Annotated in this window: 15 protein-coding genes and 2 tRNA genes; 7 read left to right on the forward strand and 10 right to left on the reverse strand. The window is 48.5% G+C overall.

Annotated elements, in window-relative coordinates:
* Positions 1–77: 77 nt before the first annotated feature.
* The gene (locus AOC34_RS03965; protein WP_108470038.1) at positions 78–1526 is read left to right on the forward strand and encodes a Ppx/GppA phosphatase family protein; all 1449 of its coding nucleotides are present in this window, start codon (positions 78–80) and stop codon (positions 1524–1526) included.
* 26 nt (positions 1527–1552) lie between these two features.
* Here the strand turns inward: AOC34_RS03965 and AOC34_RS03970 are convergent, their stop codons facing one another.
* From AOC34_RS03970 to AOC34_RS03985, 4 genes are read right to left on the reverse strand one after another with little or no spacing between them, the layout of a single operon-like run.
* Positions 1553–2476 (reverse strand): GNAT family N-acetyltransferase, encoded by a 924-nt coding sequence (locus tag AOC34_RS03970; RefSeq protein WP_108468872.1) that lies wholly within the window; start codon positions 2474–2476, stop codon positions 1553–1555.
* A 39-nt stretch (positions 2477–2515) separates the two neighbouring features.
* Positions 2516–2923: a diacylglycerol kinase gene (locus AOC34_RS03975; protein ID WP_108468873.1), complete on the reverse strand. Its 408-nt coding sequence runs from the start codon at positions 2921–2923 to the stop codon at positions 2516–2518.
* Between the two features lie 19 nt (positions 2924–2942).
* Positions 2943–3971 (reverse strand): glycosyltransferase family 4 protein, encoded by a 1029-nt coding sequence (locus AOC34_RS03980; RefSeq protein ID WP_108468874.1) that lies wholly within the window; start codon positions 3969–3971, stop codon positions 2943–2945.
* Positions 3968–4789 (reverse strand): UDP-2,3-diacylglucosamine diphosphatase, encoded by an 822-nt coding sequence (locus AOC34_RS03985; protein ID WP_108468875.1) that lies wholly within the window; start codon positions 4787–4789, stop codon positions 3968–3970. The genes AOC34_RS03980 and AOC34_RS03985 overlap by 4 nt, the downstream gene beginning before the upstream one ends.
* A 57-nt stretch (positions 4790–4846) precedes the next feature.
* Here AOC34_RS03985 and AOC34_RS03990 point away from each other — a divergent pair, with 57 nt between their 5' ends.
* Entirely contained in the window at positions 4847–5653 is an 807-nt protein-coding gene (locus AOC34_RS03990; protein WP_199908320.1) for a lysophospholipid acyltransferase family protein, read from the forward strand.
* Here the strand turns inward: AOC34_RS03990 and AOC34_RS03995 are convergent.
* Positions 5650–7806: a TonB-dependent receptor gene (locus AOC34_RS03995; protein ID WP_234408150.1), complete on the reverse strand. Its 2157-nt coding sequence runs from the start codon at positions 7804–7806 to the stop codon at positions 5650–5652. The genes AOC34_RS03990 and AOC34_RS03995 overlap by 4 nt on opposite strands.
* 74 nt (positions 7807–7880) lie before the next feature.
* On the reverse strand, positions 7881–8291 hold the full coding sequence (locus tag AOC34_RS04000) for a hypothetical protein (protein WP_108468876.1): 411 nt from the start codon (positions 8289–8291) through the stop codon (positions 7881–7883).
* 61 nt (positions 8292–8352) lie between these two features.
* On the opposite strand from AOC34_RS04000, the gene AOC34_RS04005 reads away from it, so the two are divergent.
* Positions 8353–8429: transfer RNA gene (locus AOC34_RS04005), tRNA-Pro, on the forward strand.
* Between the two features lie 48 nt (positions 8430–8477).
* Here the strand turns inward: AOC34_RS04005 and AOC34_RS04010 are convergent.
* Together AOC34_RS04010 and AOC34_RS04015 are read right to left on the reverse strand one after the other, a co-directional pair.
* Positions 8478–9827, reverse strand: a complete 1350-nt coding sequence (locus AOC34_RS04010) for an APC family permease (RefSeq protein WP_108468877.1) — start codon at positions 9825–9827, stop codon at positions 8478–8480.
* A gap of 36 nt (positions 9828–9863) precedes the next feature.
* The gene (locus tag AOC34_RS04015; RefSeq protein WP_108468878.1) at positions 9864–10706 is read right to left on the reverse strand and encodes a class I SAM-dependent methyltransferase; all 843 of its coding nucleotides are present in this window, start codon (positions 10704–10706) and stop codon (positions 9864–9866) included.
* Positions 10707–10835: 129 nt separating this feature from the next.
* Here AOC34_RS04015 and AOC34_RS04020 point away from each other — a divergent pair.
* The 4 genes from AOC34_RS04020 to AOC34_RS04035 all read left to right on the forward strand — a co-directional run bounded on the left by AOC34_RS04020 (position 10836) and on the right by AOC34_RS04035 (position 13559).
* Positions 10836–10912 (forward strand) — tRNA-Arg (locus tag AOC34_RS04020).
* Between the two features lie 34 nt (positions 10913–10946).
* Positions 10947–11159 carry a hypothetical protein gene (locus AOC34_RS04025; protein WP_108468879.1) on the forward strand — a complete coding sequence of 71 codons (213 nt, stop codon included), beginning with the start codon at positions 10947–10949 and terminating at the stop codon, positions 11157–11159.
* 201 nt (positions 11160–11360) lie between these two features.
* On the forward strand, positions 11361–12884 hold the full coding sequence (locus tag AOC34_RS04030) for an ion transporter (protein WP_159074805.1): 1524 nt from the start codon (positions 11361–11363) through the stop codon (positions 12882–12884).
* Between the two features lie 66 nt (positions 12885–12950).
* Entirely contained in the window at positions 12951–13559 is a 609-nt protein-coding gene (locus tag AOC34_RS04035; RefSeq protein ID WP_108468881.1) for a glutathione S-transferase, read from the forward strand.
* A 52-nt stretch (positions 13560–13611) separates the two neighbouring features.
* Here AOC34_RS04035 and AOC34_RS04040 read toward each other — a convergent pair whose 3' ends face one another.
* Both AOC34_RS04040 and AOC34_RS04045 read right to left on the reverse strand, forming a co-directional pair.
* Positions 13612–14076 carry a CIA30 family protein gene (locus AOC34_RS04040; protein ID WP_108468882.1) on the reverse strand — a complete coding sequence of 155 codons (465 nt, stop codon included), beginning with the start codon at positions 14074–14076 and terminating at the stop codon, positions 13612–13614.
* A gap of 121 nt (positions 14077–14197) precedes the next feature.
* A complete protein-coding gene (locus AOC34_RS04045; protein WP_108468883.1) occupies positions 14198–15313 on the reverse strand; it encodes a DSD1 family PLP-dependent enzyme in 1116 nt (371 codons plus the stop codon).
* Positions 15314–15509 lie beyond the last annotated feature (196 nt).

Consider the following 15509-nt stretch of genomic DNA (forward strand, 5'->3'; position numbering starts at 1 on the left):
ATTTGAAAGAAAAGACCGTAACAACCCCGCACGATGGCTACGTTGCTGCCGTTGACCTAGGCTCGAACAGCTTTCGGATGCTGATTGCGCAGGTGGTCAACACACCTTCGGGTACGCAACTTCGGCCGATTGATACCCTCAGGGAGTCTGTTCGTCTTGCAGCCGGCCTCACAGACAAGAAATTATTAGGTCATGAAGCCTACGAGCGGGGCATATCAGCGATTGGACGCTTTGGCGAGCGTTTAAGGGGCTTTGATTTGGCCCAGGTGCGGGCTGTAGCAACCAATACATTGCGGGTTGCGCGTAATTCAGCGGATTTCATCAAAGACGCTGAAAAGGCCTTGGGCTTCCCCATTGAGGTCATTGCAGGAGTCGAGGAGGCCCGTCTGATTTATATCGGGGCCGCCCATGAGGTATCGCCGGTCCAAGGCAATCGACTGGTTGTCGATATTGGCGGAGGATCAACTGAGCTCATCATCGGCGAGGGGTATAAACCCAAATTGATGGAGAGTCTCTATATCGGCTGCGTTTCCCATAGCATGCGCTTTTTTCCCAAAGGGGAGATTGATGCCCATGCCTTTAAAGAGGCCGAGCTCACCGCCCGCCGTGAAATTCAAGTGATTGCAGAGTCATTTGTAAAGCAAGGCTGGAAACAGGCTATTGGATCGTCTGGCACTGCGCGCGCTTTAGCCGACATCATTGCCCAAATGGGCTACGGCGATGCCCCTAAAGGCTTTATTACCAAACCTGCTTTGAAGGCAATGAAACAGGATTTATTGCGCTTTGAGCACACCAGTCAGATTCCCGTCCCTGGACTAAAGGACGATCGACGCGTTGTCTGGCCGGGTGGCTTGGCAATCATGCTGGCAGTGTTTGAGGAGCTTGGCATCGAGTTAATGGAAGTTACCGATGCGGCCCTTCGGGTTGGCGTTCTCTATGACCTGCTAGGCCGTTCACAGCACCACGATATGCGTTTTGTCACGGTGGAGCAGTTCATGGACCGCTATTCCATTGATCGGCAGCAGGCCAAGCGTGTAGGTAACTTAGCGACTAATTTTTTATCGCAGTTGCCGATTCTAGATAAAGAAGCCAGAGTGAATAACTTGGTCTTGATTGAGTGGGCCGCTAGCCTGCATGAAATCGGCCTATCCATTTCTCATAACAGCTATCACAAGCATTCAGCCTACATTGCTGCTAATGCAGACATGCCAGGTTTCTCAAAAAATGATCAACTGCGCCTGGCTACCTTGCTTGTGGGACATACCGGCAAACTCGGTAAGCTGGCTAGCAATACCCAATTCGTAGATTGGCGCATGCTGTTTGCCTTACGTCTTGCACAATTACTTTGCCGCGGCCGAGCCGATACCCATTTGCCCGATGTTAGCGTCAGCGAATCAGGGAGTAGCTTCAAGGTCAGCATTAAAAAAGCCTGGCTTGAAAATCACCCACTAACTGAATTTAGCCTGCGCAAGGAGGCTGCTGAGTGGGAGCGGATTGGCAGGCCCTATCAAATCGAGCTAATCTGATTTAGCTCGCTCCTGCCAAGCTCGGTTTATTTCCCCAAAAAATGCTTAGCGTAGCGCGGGTTGATTTCCGATAAACGCAACATCGTTAAAAGGTCGGCGGTATTAAAGTCGGGATCCCAGGCGGGTGCACTGCAAATTTTTGCCCCTAGCTTTAGGTAACCTTTAATCAACGGCGGCGCCTCAACCTCAAGTCCGCCATTCAGGCGAGCGAGTGGCAACGGTACTTTTGGAAAGCCATGGCATTCAATTGGCGCAATTTGATCGCCGCTGAGACCGTTGTAAAGGCTAGCAGCAAAGTGGCCACCATCCGACATCGGGATGCTTGCGCAGCCCAACATGATTTCATAATTGTTTTTAAGCATGTATTCAGCAAGACCGCTCCACAGGGCCATGATCACGGCACCGGAGCGGTAGTCTTGATGCACACAAGAACGACCTACTTCAACCATCTTGGGGCGCAAATGCTCCAAACGGGAAAGATCAAATTCAGAATCGGAATAGAGCTTACCGATTTCTTGGGCCTTATGAGGTGGTAAAACGCGGTAAGTACCAACCACACGAAGGGTATCTTCATCGCGAATGATCAGGTGGTCGCAATAAGCATCAAACTCATCAACGTCTAGGCCTTCTGCATTTGGCGAAAGCGTAGCACCCATCTCTTCTGCGAAAACCTTAAAGCGCAAGCGCTGCGCCTCTTGAATTTCACCCGCATCTTTAGCCCACGATATCTGCAGTGCAGGGCGCTTTGATTTGATAACTGGCCGAGCAACTTCAGGAGTGGACTGCAATTCAGCTCGGGTACGCTGGGCAAAAGCCTTTCCAAATAAACGCTTTGCTGTTTTTTTGGAAAGTAGTTTCTTAATTGGGCGCAGTTTTTTCACGCGCTCAACTGTTGCCGTGCTTTTAAAGAACACATCAAATGGAGCGAATGGATTTGGCATGTCTGACATAGAAAACCTTATAAAAGTAGACTTAACTGTAAATTGCGTTTATGACAGTTTCGTGAAGAGTGGGAGGCACACGCAGACCCACAAAATAAAGGAAATAAGCAGTGCTAGCATCACCGCTGCAGAGCCAAAATCCTTGGCGCGCTTGGATAAATCATGGTGATCAAAGGAGATTCGATCGATCGCTGCCTCAACGCTGGAATTAAGTAGTTCGAATGCCATAACTAGTACAAGAGAGCAAATTAAAACGGCCTTTTCAAAAAGCGATACCGGCAATACAGCAGCAATCGGGGTTAGCACAATAAACAAGGTTAGCTCTTGTCGAAATGCGCTTTCCTCTCTAAATGCAAATACCAGCCCATGCCATGAGTTTTTCGCAGCATGCCATGCACGAACCAATCCGCGATTGCCCTTGTGCGGATTTTGGTCAATGTGGTAAGTGTCTTTCAATTGAAAACTCGAGGAATAATTAGGCTAGGGCAGTGCGGTGTACTGCAGGGCTGAGGACAGGCTTTAAATGCCGCGCAAACTGTTCAGTCGAGGCGCGCCAGGAAAAGCGCTCGGCATGGGCTCTAGCCACTTCACGTGGAATCTTGAGGGCCGCTAGGCAAGCGGTACGTAAATCCTCGTGCATTGCACCTGCAGGAGAGTCGCCAAGCACATCAATGGGGCCAGTAACGGGATAGGCTGCCACCGGAGTGCCACAGGCCATTGCCTCCAGTAAAACAAGTCCAAAGGTATCGGTTTTGCTCGGAAAGACAAAGACATCGGCTGCTGCGTAGACTTTGGCTAACTCGGGCTGCTTTAAAACACCCAAGTAATTGACGTTTGGATATTGCTGTTTGATTTTGGCCATGGCAGGGCCATCGCCTACGACCCATTTTGAGCCCGGTAGATCAATCTCTAAAAATGCATTGATGTTCTTCTCAATCGCAACCCGACCTACATACAAGAAAATGGGGTGGGCTGAATTGAGGGCTTTTGACTCCTGCATATGAAACACTTCAGTGTCTACGCCGCGGGACCACAGTACGACATTGGTAAAACCAAATTTTTCTAGATCATCTTTGACGACGATGGTGGGCGCCATGACTGCCATCGATGGACCATGAAACCAACGCAAAAAGGCATATGTCCACGCGATTGGAATGCCGGTGCGCGCCTGTACGTATTCTGGAAAGCGTGTGTGATATGCGGTGGAGAAGGGCAGGCGGTTCCGCACAGCATAAGCTCTTGCGGATAAACCAAGGGGGCCTTCGGTTGCAATGTGAATTGCATCGGGCTCAAAATCCTTGATTTTGCGCGCTACGCCTTTCCCAGGAAATAGCGATAAAGAAATATCGGGGTAGGTAGGGCAAGGAATCGTTTTAAATTGATTGGGCGTAATCATCTCAATCTCATGACCCATTAACCCCAGTTCATGGCATGTTTGTTTGAGGGTACGAACAACTCCATTGACCTGGGGTTCCCAGGCATCGGTCACGATCATTATTTTCATACTAGGGCCTCTTCAAGTGATTTTCTGGAAATAACATCCATACTGAGTTGTTCTGTGTTCGCAGCACTCGGCGCAGGGTCGCCCAGAATGGTCTTCCAAAAGACCAGCTTGAGTTCGCCTTCGGTGGTTTCAACGAGGGCACTCAGACTTTCGACCCAATCACCGTCGTTGCAATAAATCAAACCATCAATTTCTCGAATTTCGGCTTTGTGAATATGCCCACAGACGACGCCATCGCAATTGCGCATGCGGGCTTCGCGCGCCATGATGTGTTCAAAATCGGCAATGTAACTGACAGCATTCTTGACTTGGTGCTTTAGGTATTGCGATAGTGACCAGTACTGCAAGCCCATTTTGATTCGAATCAAATTAAAGTAGCGGTTCATGTACAAAATGAGGGAGTACAGGTTATCGCCGACGTAGGCTAACCATTTAGCGTACTGCATCACGCCATCAAATAGGTCGCCATGCGTAACCCAGAGCTTTTTACCATCCACCGTGGTATGAATAATCTCTTCCACCACCTGAATATCGCCAAAGGACATGCCAATGTATTGGCGTGCGCTTTCATCATGGTTGCCTGGAATAAAGTACACATTGGCCCCTTTGCGGGCTTTGCGCAGTAATTTTTGCACCACGTCATTGTGCGATTGTGGCCAATAGATGGATTTTTTGAGACGCCAGCCGTCGATAATGTCGCCAACCAAGTAAAAGGTATCGGCTTCGTTGTGCTTTAAAAAATCGAGGAGGTAGTTCGCCTGGCAACCGGAAGTACCCAGGTGCACGTCTGAAATCCAGATGGCTCGGTAGTGCGTCATTGAAGTGTATTAAGCCAGTGCTATGTGTAGGCTTCATGACAATTTCATGTCATTTTTATGACTTACTGGATTAGTATGCTGATTGCATTCCTAATTTCAGAGCGCATTGTATTTTCTTTTCTTTATATGAATTTAAGCCGCATTTTCACCATACTGCAAATCATTGTGCATGTCCTGAAGGGCTGCTTCATTTTGCTACTGCTATTTCCCTGGCTTAAGGCAGGGCAGCGGCATCGATCGATTCGCCATTGGTGCAAGCAGTTGCTCGGTATCTTTAATATGCGCCTTAGCGTTATTGGGGTAGAGCATCTGATGGACGACCATTACCTTATGGCGGCTAATCACATCTCGTGGATTGATATTCATGTGATCAATGCCTTTAAGCCCCATTATTTTGTCGCCAAATCCGAAGTAGCGAGTTGGCCTATTTTTGGCTGGATGGCTAAGCAACTGGGTACGCTCTTTATTGAGCGAGGCAAGTCCAGTAGCATTCGTAATATGGTGCAGGAGATAGCTATTCAACTGAATCAAAAAGCCATTTGTATCTTTCCGGAAGGCACCTCAACTGACGGCAAGCAAGTGGCCCCCTTTAAATCGAACTTATTTGAGGCAGCGATTGTAGCCAATGCGCCGGTATATGCCTTGGCAATTCAGTACTTTGATGTGCGAACCGGAAACAAAACCACTGCGCCCGCGTTTATTGGTGAGATGGGCTTACTGGACTCTATTTGGAACCTGATTTGCAGCCCACCCATTTGCGCTCAGATCAGCATTAGTGCAAAACTACCCGCACTTAAAGAAAGAAAGGCTCTAGCCGAACTAAGCCAGAGCCTGATTGCAGCGCAACTGTGCGAGAGACGCTAGAAGGCTGCGCGTATTCCTACCATCATGCTACGACCTGGTTGGGGCGCATACAAACGCACTGCCATTGGGGTAGTTGCATAACGAATTTGCTCGTTGAGCAAGTTACGTAAGTTAATGTAGCCGGTCCAGCTGATCTTATTGACCTTTTCGGTGTACGACAAACCAGCATTCAATAAGTTATAGCTTGGGGTAGGACCCACTTCCCAAGAAGCTAATCGATTCTGCTCAAAGCTATAGGTATAGCTGGCATTGACTAGCCACTTGTTTTTCTGCTGAGCCAGCTGCAAACCTACCCGGGGCGCAGGTTGCAAAGGTAAATTACCACCCGCATCAAAGCTACCTTGGGATGCGTCAGCAAACAAACGGGCGCCGCTACCAAATTGATTCCAGTTGTAGGTCAATTCGGCCTCGGCACCCTTGATTGTGGCTGCGGCTTGCTGGGCAACGACCACGCTAAAGTTATCATCTCCAGCACTTTCTCCAGAGATATAGTTTCCGTAAATATAGTTATTAAACTTATTGACATAAATACTTGCCTTGCCACGCACTTTACCCAATACCTTCTGTGCTGTTAGTTCAAGATTGTTTGAGATCTCTTTGGATAAATTGGAGTTACCCACCATAAAGGTTGCGGTCGACTCATGAACACCGTAGGCATACAGTTCTTGTGCGCTGGGGGCTCGCTGCGAAACCGTATAGGCTGCACCCAAACCATAACCATGGACTAGGTTCCACAAGCCGCCAGCGGAGTAGGATATTAGATTGAAATTACGGTTTACAGCTTGCGGGTTCAGGGGCCCATTTGAGCTTGCATTCCCATCTATTTTAAAGTTGATGCCATTGCCACCTACTCCAGCTTCATATGGAAAAATTGTTGCGCTATTGGGGTTTTGACTTACGTTGTCATAACGTAAGCCCAAGTTAGCTTGCAGCGCCCCCCAGCGCCCTTCCTCAATCCAGAAGAGGGCATTGGACTTGGTTTTGGTTGACGGAACGATGGCATAGCTACCACTTGCTAAATCGCTAGCTTCGAGTGATGCGCGTGTGACTTGCGCACCAATATTGCCTTTCCATCCCATGAAATTCTTATGCGATAAATCGAGGCGCGCCTCATTGGCGATATTTTTCCACAGAGCAGCAGCAATGCCATCAGGTCCGAATTCAGTATGGTTGTAATTGCTATTGGCTGCACTGAACTTGATTGCAGAGAAGTTGCCAAACGGATCCCGCGTCTCATGTTGGAAGTCATAGCGATTTTGCGATTGGTTAATCGCGCCACCTTCCGGAGTTGGGATGCCGTAGTTGTTGTTTAGGCGCTCAATCGATACGCCGGTATAGCCTGACTTGCCAATGTAGGAAGCGCCCAAACCCAGATTGTTCTGATTGTTAAACGAGTTAGGTAATTTGCCGGTGTAATTGTTTTCTGCTCCTCCTGGTGGAACAGTCCAGCCACCTGCAGGCTCGCCTTGGGATTGCGTTGATTGCCCAGGAAAGCGGTAGTTTTGCGCATTGTTGATGGCGGTATCCACGTGCAATGCAATGGAGCCAACCGACCCTTCCAACACACCGGATGCTGCTCGGCCGTTGTTAACGGTTTCATAACTGGTGTTTGCTACACCCGATGCTTGCTCTGGTAGGGTTGTGTGAATGCGTTCATTCACCACATTGACTAAGCCGCCACTTGAGCCTGAACCGTACTTTAAGGCTGCGGCGCCACGCAAGATTTCAATTTGCTGTGCATTTTGCAATGGCGTTGCTACGGCATGATCAGCCGAGATGCTGGATACATCGCCTACCGACAGGCCGTTTTGTAAAATCTGCACACGAGCGCCCTCAAGACCCCGAATAACCGGGCGGGAAGAGCCAACCCCATAGCCGGTCGCAGAAACTCCAAGCTCGTTGCCTAAGGTTGCTCCTAAAGTAGTGCCGAGCTTATCGAGCAGCTCATTACCTTGCAGAATTTTGGTTGGCGTCAGAATGCTAAGGTTGCTTTCTTGTGAGCCAGTTGCTTCAATTTGCAAGTTGGGATTGCTGCTACTTTGGGCGTAGGCAATCATAGAAAAAGATACAGTCAGTGTTGTGGTCAGGCTAACTGATTTGAGTAAGCCAAACGCATTTCGCTTCGCTAAAAGCGATTGAGAATTCATCTTCATAAAAAACTCCAATTGCACCACCGCTTTGGGTGGCAAATAATTAATGGCCCGCAAAAGCGGTGCCGCTTAGGGATTTACAACTGGAGGGATTGCGGCGGAGCGCGGGATTGGTAGTGGCTTAAGACCGCGCCGGTATTAAAAACGGCGCTATAAATAATGGGTTCAGTAGCTAGCGCCTGAGTTGCTGATACAGCAATGCCACTACTGCCAATAAAACCAGCCAAGGTGAGCGCATCAAACAGTAAACAATTTGCATTGATGTGATCGCCATGAGACGCCTCGGCATGGTGATGCGCATCGCAGTCGTCGTGACCGGCTAATTCAGATAAGCCAAATTGGAGTGCTTGAGTCTGACCGGTATGGGGGTGTGCAATGCTGTGCTGATAGCCCAGCCAATGGGTGCCTAAAAGGCTGATGGTGAGGAAAGCAATTGCTAGACAAGCCCGAGCAGGACGCTGGATTTGAGTGGCAAAAAAGGCTTTCATGGGGCTAAATGGTACAGGAAATGGCTATCCCACCCAATACTGTGTAAAATAGCGATTCCGTCGGAGTGTAGCGCAGCCTGGTAGCGCACCTGCTTTGGGAGCAGGGGGTCCAAGGTTCGAATCCTTGTACTCCGACCACTTTTCCTTCCCATGCGACCTTGTGTTTTAGGTCAATCCAGTTTCTGCTTACTGAGCTGCTTTTTTAGCCCGCAAGAACAGCAGTGCAATCACACCCACCAGCATTACGTAGAGCGAAATCGTTACTGCTCCCTTGCTGTGCGCATACGCAAAGCTTGAGTAGGCCAAATACGCGCAGGAAGCGCAAAAGATGAGTGGTGTGAGGGGGTAGAGCGGAACGCTAAATTCCCGCTTGGTATGGGGGTGCTTAAAGCGCAGAATAAATACCGAGACGCCAACGAGGAACAGGAAGCTCCAAAACACAGGGGCTGTAAATTCCACCATGGCCTCAAAACCATCGGACTGCAGCGCGCCAAAACACACGAGCGCAACGCAAATGATTCCCTGCACAATATATGCCAAACTCGGGGAGCCGCGCTTCGCTTCCCAGCGCCCCATGAAGCGCAGACCATACCAGTCTTCACCCATGGCAAAGTTGGTGCGTGCACCCACAATCATGGTGGCATTAATGCTGGTGAGCGCCGCAACCGCTACAAAAAGGCCGAGGAGTTTTTCACCAATCGGGCCAAAAGCAAGGCCGAGTAAATCGGCAGGCGCTGCTTTACTGCTAGCCAGCTGCTGCATACCCAGGCCACTAATTAAAGCCCAATTCACAAGTAGGTAAACGATGGTGATGAGCAAGAGACTAAAGACGATGACATACACCACCGTCTTACTGCCGCCTTTCACTTCAGCTGAAATATAGGCGGATTCATTCCAGCCGCCAAAGGTCAGCAGCACAAACACCATAGCAAGGCCAAGTAAGCCCAGCGGTGGCGTACTCGAGAAAAAGGCCGCATGCTCTACTGCAGGCAGGGGGGCACCCAATAGTCCAAATCCAGCGACGATGATCGCCAGCAGACCTGCAACTTCAAGAACCGTGAGTATGGTTTGTACGTTGGCTGATGCATGAATGCCAATCAGATTAACCAAAGTCAAACCAATCACAATCAGCAGCGCCCAAATAACAGCCGAGTATTCGCCTAGGGGCAAGACCTTCGACATGTAGTCGCCAAACACAAAGGCGAGCAAGGCAATCGATCCGGTATTAATGACCGTGGCTTTGGCCCAGCCATACAAAAACGACGCGTTTTTGCCATAGGCTTTAAATAAGAAGTGGTAATCGCCGCCAGCATGGGGGTAGGTAGTTGCTAGCTCGGCATAGCATAGGGCGCCTGCCATAGAAATCACGGAGCCGATGATCCAAACACTCATCATCCAACCGATATCGCCGGTAATGCCGGCGACCATTGATGGCGTTTTAAAAATACCGGCGCCAATCACAATGCCAACAATAATGGCGATTGCTCCGGTGCGCGAGAGCAGGCGCTCCGGCACCGTGTTGGCGGGGTTATTCATGAACTAGATTGGAAGACTGAAAACGCTGGGTAGCGCTTAACGACGCACGCCGGTAAATTCATTCTGAACGTAGCCGCCTTTATCGTCGCCCTTTAAGGTATTGCCATTGACTGTTACTTGCGCTGTCCGGAAATTACCATTGCGGTCTTTGTAGCTAAATTCCATTTTGGTGCCAGTCAGTTTTGCATTGAGCAGGGGTTGGCTTCTACGATCTATTAATAGACTGCCGCCAATGCGCTGGTAGTGCTGTGACAAGCTTAAGGTAGCAGGGCCCTGGGCATCAAAGTTTGTGAGAGTCCAGTCGCCAGCCACGTTGGCAGGTACCACCCAGAAATAGGCTCTAGCAGGACTATCCACTTCAGCATCCGCCTCCCAGTCGCCCATGGTGAAGGCATGCGATACCACGCGTGTACCGGGTTTCATCTTGAGGATAGTAGGGCGCAATTTGAGGTTGAGTTCAGGCAGGAGGTACATGGTGACAACCGTGGCTTTGGAGAAATCTTCTTTAAAGATGTCGCCCTGAATGATCTTCACTTTCTTTGATACGCCGGCGCGTTCTGCATTGCGCTGACCGAGCGCTGCCATTTCAGGATTGAACTCAATACCAACGGCTGTTGCGCCAAATTCTTTTGCGGCAGCAATCGCAATCTTGCCATCACCAGCGCCGAGGTCATAGACCAAATCGGAAGGGCCGACTTTGGCAATCTTGAGCATATTGGTTACTAATTCATCGCCAGTAGGGACCCAGATCACATCTTTACCTTCTTGGCCAATGCTGGGTTTGTATTTATCGTCACCGCCTTCAGTTAGGCCTTGCGCGCTAAGGCTAACGGCAAACAAGAGAGAAAAGGCAAAAAGGAGTCTTTGAACGATCTTCATGGTGGTCTTAAGGGCTTATAAAGGGTTTATTGAAATAACCTCACGATCATAAATTAATTCAATTAAAAGCCCCAAAAAAGGCTAAAAACTGTAAACCATGTCCATTAGAATAGTAGCTGTAGATGCATACTGCCCATAGCTCAGCTGGATAGAGCAACGGCCTTCTAAGCCGTAGGTCACAGGTTCGACTCCTGTTGGGCAGGCCACTTAAGCTTGAATCAAACGTTTAGGCCCTATTTAATGAAGAAATTACTTCTCTGTAGCATTGTGTTTACTGCCATAGTTCTTATTGGCTGCAAGGGCGAGGATGCAGTAGCAAAATGCGTTCAAGCCAATATTAATTCAGATATCGACAGTGGCAAGCTCAAAAAGACCGATACTGCGGCAATGAAACAATTGGAGCAAATGCATAGAGCCAGCTGCATTGAAAATATGACGATTAAGGCGTACTAAAGACGAACGCTTAGGTTTTGGCTTCAGCTATTAATGAACCGCTGTTGTACGCACTAGCATTACTTGGCTACTGCTAGATAACACTCCCTTAGGGGTAAAGTGAGCAAATAAGGTGGTTTATTCTATATTTAAGACCATTGGGGATTGACCGCAGGATTATTTGTGCTTATTGTCAAGCGAACATATATCCACAAAACCAATATGTCTTATATTGCAACTGCCCGAGCGGCCGCATACCGTACTTTTTGCGACACAGCCAATAAGAGCGCCTCTTCCTTACGATTTGAATCGTTCATTACCTGGCTCATTATTGCGAATCTGTTCGCGCTGGTATTGGAGCGTATTCCAGCGTTTTACGTTGGGTATGAAGATTCATATGATCTATTTGATCGTCTATCGATTTATATCTTTACTGCTGAGTACGCACTAAGGCTATTTGCGGCAAGTGGAGATCCACGTTTCGCTGGAAAACGCTTTGCAACCTTGCGGCACGCATTGACCCCGTTTGCTCTGATCGATGCGCTGGTCATTATTCCGTACTGGCTGCAAATGATGGGGTTGATCAATTTAGATTTACGTGTCCTCAGGGCCTTACGCTTACTTCGCTTACTAAAATTATTGAGAGACATTATTCCTGCAGTCAGTGCATTTCGACGAGTCAATGCGGGCAAAACCGCGCGTCAAAAAGTATATGCATTGATGAACGAAACACCAACTTCTGGCCGCTTGCACCAGCAGGTTGATTTTATTTTTATTCTTTTTATTATCACCAGTGTCATTGCTGTATTTCTGGAGACAGTACCTACCATTTATGAGCCGCTCAAGAATGAGTTTCATTATTTTAATTTACTGACTATATTTATTTTTACAGTCGAGTACCTACTGCGTCTTTATTCGGCACCCGAAGGCGCTGTGGAAGATTCAGAAAATAGCAGTAGCCGATGGGCATGGGCAAAGCGCCCAAGTTCACTTATTGATTTAATCGCAATTTTGCCATTCTATGTGCAATTTTTGATTACAGTCGATCTTCGTTTTATACGGGTTTTACGGGTTCTGCGAATCTTAAAGCTGACGCGTTACAACACAGCTATCTCAACTTTTGTATCGGTTATGAAACGTGAGCGAGCGGCATTTATGTCGGCTATGTTTATCGTTGTATTGATTACTATTTTGTCGGCAGCCATTGTGTATACGGTTGAGCATCCAGTGCAGCCTGATAAGTTCGATACCATGGTGCGCGCACTCTATTGGGCTGTGATTACTTTGGCCAGCGTTGGCTATGGCGATATCACGCCAGTAACGCACATTGGTCAAGCATTTACGATGGTGCTCTCGCTCTTGGGTATTGGTATTGTTGCGTTACCAGCAGGTATTTTAGGCTCCGCGTTTTCCGATCAATTGCATCAACAGCGTGAGCAGATGATTCATGATATTGAAGAGGCTCTTGAAGATGGTGTATTGTCAAAGGAAGAGGAAGAAAAGTTAGAGCAAGAGCGAATTCGCTTACACATTCCAGAGAAGCAGTTTGCACTTATGAAAAGCCGTGCCATGCTTCGCCATGCTGCCGATTTTTCGATTGAAAAGGTAGTGCATACTGCCGCAACTGACATCAACCGATTGCGTGAAACATTAAAAGCGCTGCCCGCAGACGAGGTTTTTGCGGAGATAAGAAAATTAAATCTACCAGAATCCGAGCAGGCTGCGTTACGCGTACTGTTAAATTAATGGCGTTTATCTTTTTGTTCCTAGGCAGCGCACTTGCTTCACGCTAGGTAGACAACTTCCCAGTCTATGCTGCCAATTTTGTACTCCTATCGCAGATGCCCCTATGCAATACGGGCTCGCATGACCTTGAACTATGCCGGTATTCAGGTTGAGCACCGGGAGATTGAATTACGCAATAAGCCAAAATCGATGCTGATGGCATCTCCAAAAGGGACGGTACCCATGCTCATTGTGGGTGATCTGGTTCTAGATCAAAGTTTGGAGATCATGCGATGGGCATTGCAGTACTCTGACCCAGATAACTGGGGTGGGATGGATAACGTTGCTGCTCAAATTTGGATTGAGCGCAATGACGGACCATTTAAAGTATTGCTTGATCAATATAAGTACCCCAATCGGCATCCCAATCTCAATCAAGACGATGTCTTGAATGCTGCAATAACGTTAATGCTCAAGCCGCTGGATGAGGTTCTGGATTCGAATCAATATGTCCTAGGCAACAAACAGCATTGGATTGACGTTGCCATTTTTCCATTCATTCGGCAGTTTTCCATGGTTAATCCTCAGCAGTTTGAGCAATTGCCGCTCCCAGCCCTAAAAAATTGGCTTACTAAGCATCTCCAATCGGAGCTATTCAATGCCGTCATGGCTCGTCATCCAGTTTGGATAGGCTGATCAAAGAACAGCCAACTCAATGCATGGCAGTGTAGGCTGGAGCAGTTTCGGCCTAGATGGATTGAAGCGTTTTAAGTTGAATCGCAAAACGCCCAGCCTGATTATTTGAAATCAGAATGCCAAACTCAATGGCATCAGCAAAGGATAGGATTGGCGCGCTAATGGCTTGCCCACGGAAGGTTGATTTAAATTGATTTAAATTAAATTGATGCGTTTGCCAGATGGGTTCAGCAATGAAATCGGCTGTATAGCTTACCTGTGGCGCTATCGCAGTGCGTAAGACGAGCTTGTATTGCTTACCGTCCCCTTTGGCCAATAGCTCTAGTGCTTGCGTTCCTGCGGGAAATTGGGCTGATGAACGCATGGAGGCAAAGCCGCCGTTATTTTCAAGGGAAACCAGGCCTTCAAAATACATACCTTGCGTATCTTGGCGAAGAGTTGATTGTGAAATTCCTCCCATCACGCCATCATTCACAACCCAGCAATCGCGCATCGTTTTAGGGTTAGTGAAATCCATGCGAACTCCTTGTGCGCGTAACAGTTCGCTCCAGCATAAAAGGGAAGCACTCGAGATGCAAAGAAAATTTCTTCTTGAGTTCAATTTTGCTGACACGATGTCGGGGCCGAATACCTTGAGCCTATAGCAAAGCGCCACGCGCAGCGATGGGCCAAACCGCCTCTACGGTATTGCCCCGAACACAAATAATTTCATCGTATAAGTTGACGGTGGGATCGCAATGGCCGGGTATCAGCTTGATGGTGTCGCCCAGCTTTAATGGTGAGTCTGCAGTAAGCTGAAGTACGCCATGCTCATCCGAGGCTTTGAGGTAGGTTGCGTCTGTACGTTGCCAGACCAGTGGCATTCCAGAATCGACACTGGATGCTTTGAGGCCGGCATCGACCACGGCACGACCCTGAGTTGGGTGGCTAAGTATGGCTGTTTTGATAAACAGGGCATGCTCAAACGCTAAGTCAACTGCATCACGCTGGTTTTTGGCATAGTCGCGGTCCATCAAAATATAGGAGCCTGCTTGCACCTCATTAAAAATCGATGAGCTACCTTCCAGCATCACCGAGCCAGTGCCAGCGCCAGTAATGCGTTCTACAGCAATGCCCGCCTGCTCAACCGCCGCCTTCGCTTCAGCCGCCTTAGCACATACGGCCGCAATCGCATCTTGCCGTTCTTTAGGGAGGCGGTAATGCTGGGCGCTACCGTGGTAGCACTGTAAGCCCATGAAATGTAAGTAGGGCGCTTGATCAATAAGACGAGCCAGTGCGACAACTTGCTCAATCGAAGTAGCGCCACAACGGCCCATCCCCACATCGACTTCAATATAGACATCGATCTTGATTTTGCGCGCGCTACTCGCTTGTGCGAAGGCAGTAACTTGTTCTGGATGGTCGACTAAGATACCAATGCGTGCACGCTCAGCTAAATCAAGTGCATGAGCCACTTTCTTAGCGCCAACTACTTCATTGGTAATCAAAATATCCTTTACACCGGCCGCAACAAAGACTGCCGCTTCGCTGACTTTTTGACAGCAGATGCCAACGGCGCCCGCTGCAATTTGGCGCAATGCAATCTCCGGACACTTATGGCTTTTGGCATGGGGACGTAAGCGGACGTCGCTACCCAACAGCGCATTTTGCAGAAGTCCCAGATTGTGCTCAAAGGCATCCATATCCAGAATTAAAGCGGGCGTATCGATCTGATCAAAATGATCGCCGGCGCGGGCTGCTTTCCAAGGTGCCATAGTGGGTTGTACTCTCAATTGAAACGAATCAATGCATGCATTGCAATGGTGTGATTCTAGGATACTTTTTAAAATACGCCCCACCTGCGAGGGTTGACGACTTGCCTATTAATCAGTGCCCTTGCTTTGATATAGCACCCACTACACAAAGAAGGCGATTGTTTGGTATAAATCCTGCTTGCCATACGCCAGTAGG

Origin of the sequence: Polynucleobacter difficilis (genome assembly GCF_003065365.1) — a bacterium.
GTDB lineage: Bacteria > Pseudomonadota > Gammaproteobacteria > Burkholderiales > Burkholderiaceae > Polynucleobacter > Polynucleobacter difficilis.

Bases quoted from the DNA above. Each gene is read 5' to 3' on its own strand.
- AOC34_RS04015 (WP_108468878.1), bottom strand. From the start codon at position 10,706: ATGAAGATCGTTCAAAGACTCCTTTTTGCCTTTTCTCTCTTGTTTGCC.
- AOC34_RS03980 (WP_108468874.1), bottom strand. From the start codon at position 3,971: ATGAAAATAATGATCGTGACCGATGCCTGGGAACCCCAGGTCAATGGA.
- AOC34_RS04030 (WP_159074805.1), top strand. From the start codon at position 11,361: ATGTCTTATATTGCAACTGCCCGAGCGGCCGCATACCGTACTTTTTGC.
- AOC34_RS04000 (WP_108468876.1), bottom strand. From the start codon at position 8,291: ATGAAAGCCTTTTTTGCCACTCAAATCCAGCGTCCTGCTCGGGCTTGT.
- AOC34_RS03985 (WP_108468875.1), bottom strand. From the start codon at position 4,789: ATGACGCACTACCGAGCCATCTGGATTTCAGACGTGCACCTGGGTACT.
- AOC34_RS04045 (WP_108468883.1), bottom strand. From the start codon at position 15,313: ATGGCACCTTGGAAAGCAGCCCGCGCCGGCGATCATTTTGATCAGATC.
- AOC34_RS04025 (WP_108468879.1), top strand. From the start codon at position 10,947: ATGAAGAAATTACTTCTCTGTAGCATTGTGTTTACTGCCATAGTTCTT.
- AOC34_RS04040 (WP_108468882.1), bottom strand. From the start codon at position 14,076: ATGGATTTCACTAACCCTAAAACGATGCGCGATTGCTGGGTTGTGAAT.
- AOC34_RS03970 (WP_108468872.1), bottom strand. From the start codon at position 2,476: ATGTCAGACATGCCAAATCCATTCGCTCCATTTGATGTGTTCTTTAAA.
- AOC34_RS04035 (WP_108468881.1), top strand. From the start codon at position 12,951: ATGCTGCCAATTTTGTACTCCTATCGCAGATGCCCCTATGCAATACGG.
- AOC34_RS03965 (WP_108470038.1), top strand. From the start codon at position 78: ATGCTGATTGCGCAGGTGGTCAACACACCTTCGGGTACGCAACTTCGG.
- AOC34_RS03990 (WP_199908320.1), top strand. From the start codon at position 4,847: ATGACTTACTGGATTAGTATGCTGATTGCATTCCTAATTTCAGAGCGC.
- AOC34_RS04010 (WP_108468877.1), bottom strand. From the start codon at position 9,827: ATGAATAACCCCGCCAACACGGTGCCGGAGCGCCTGCTCTCGCGCACC.
- AOC34_RS03995 (WP_234408150.1), bottom strand. From the start codon at position 7,806: ATGAAGATGAATTCTCAATCGCTTTTAGCGAAGCGAAATGCGTTTGGC.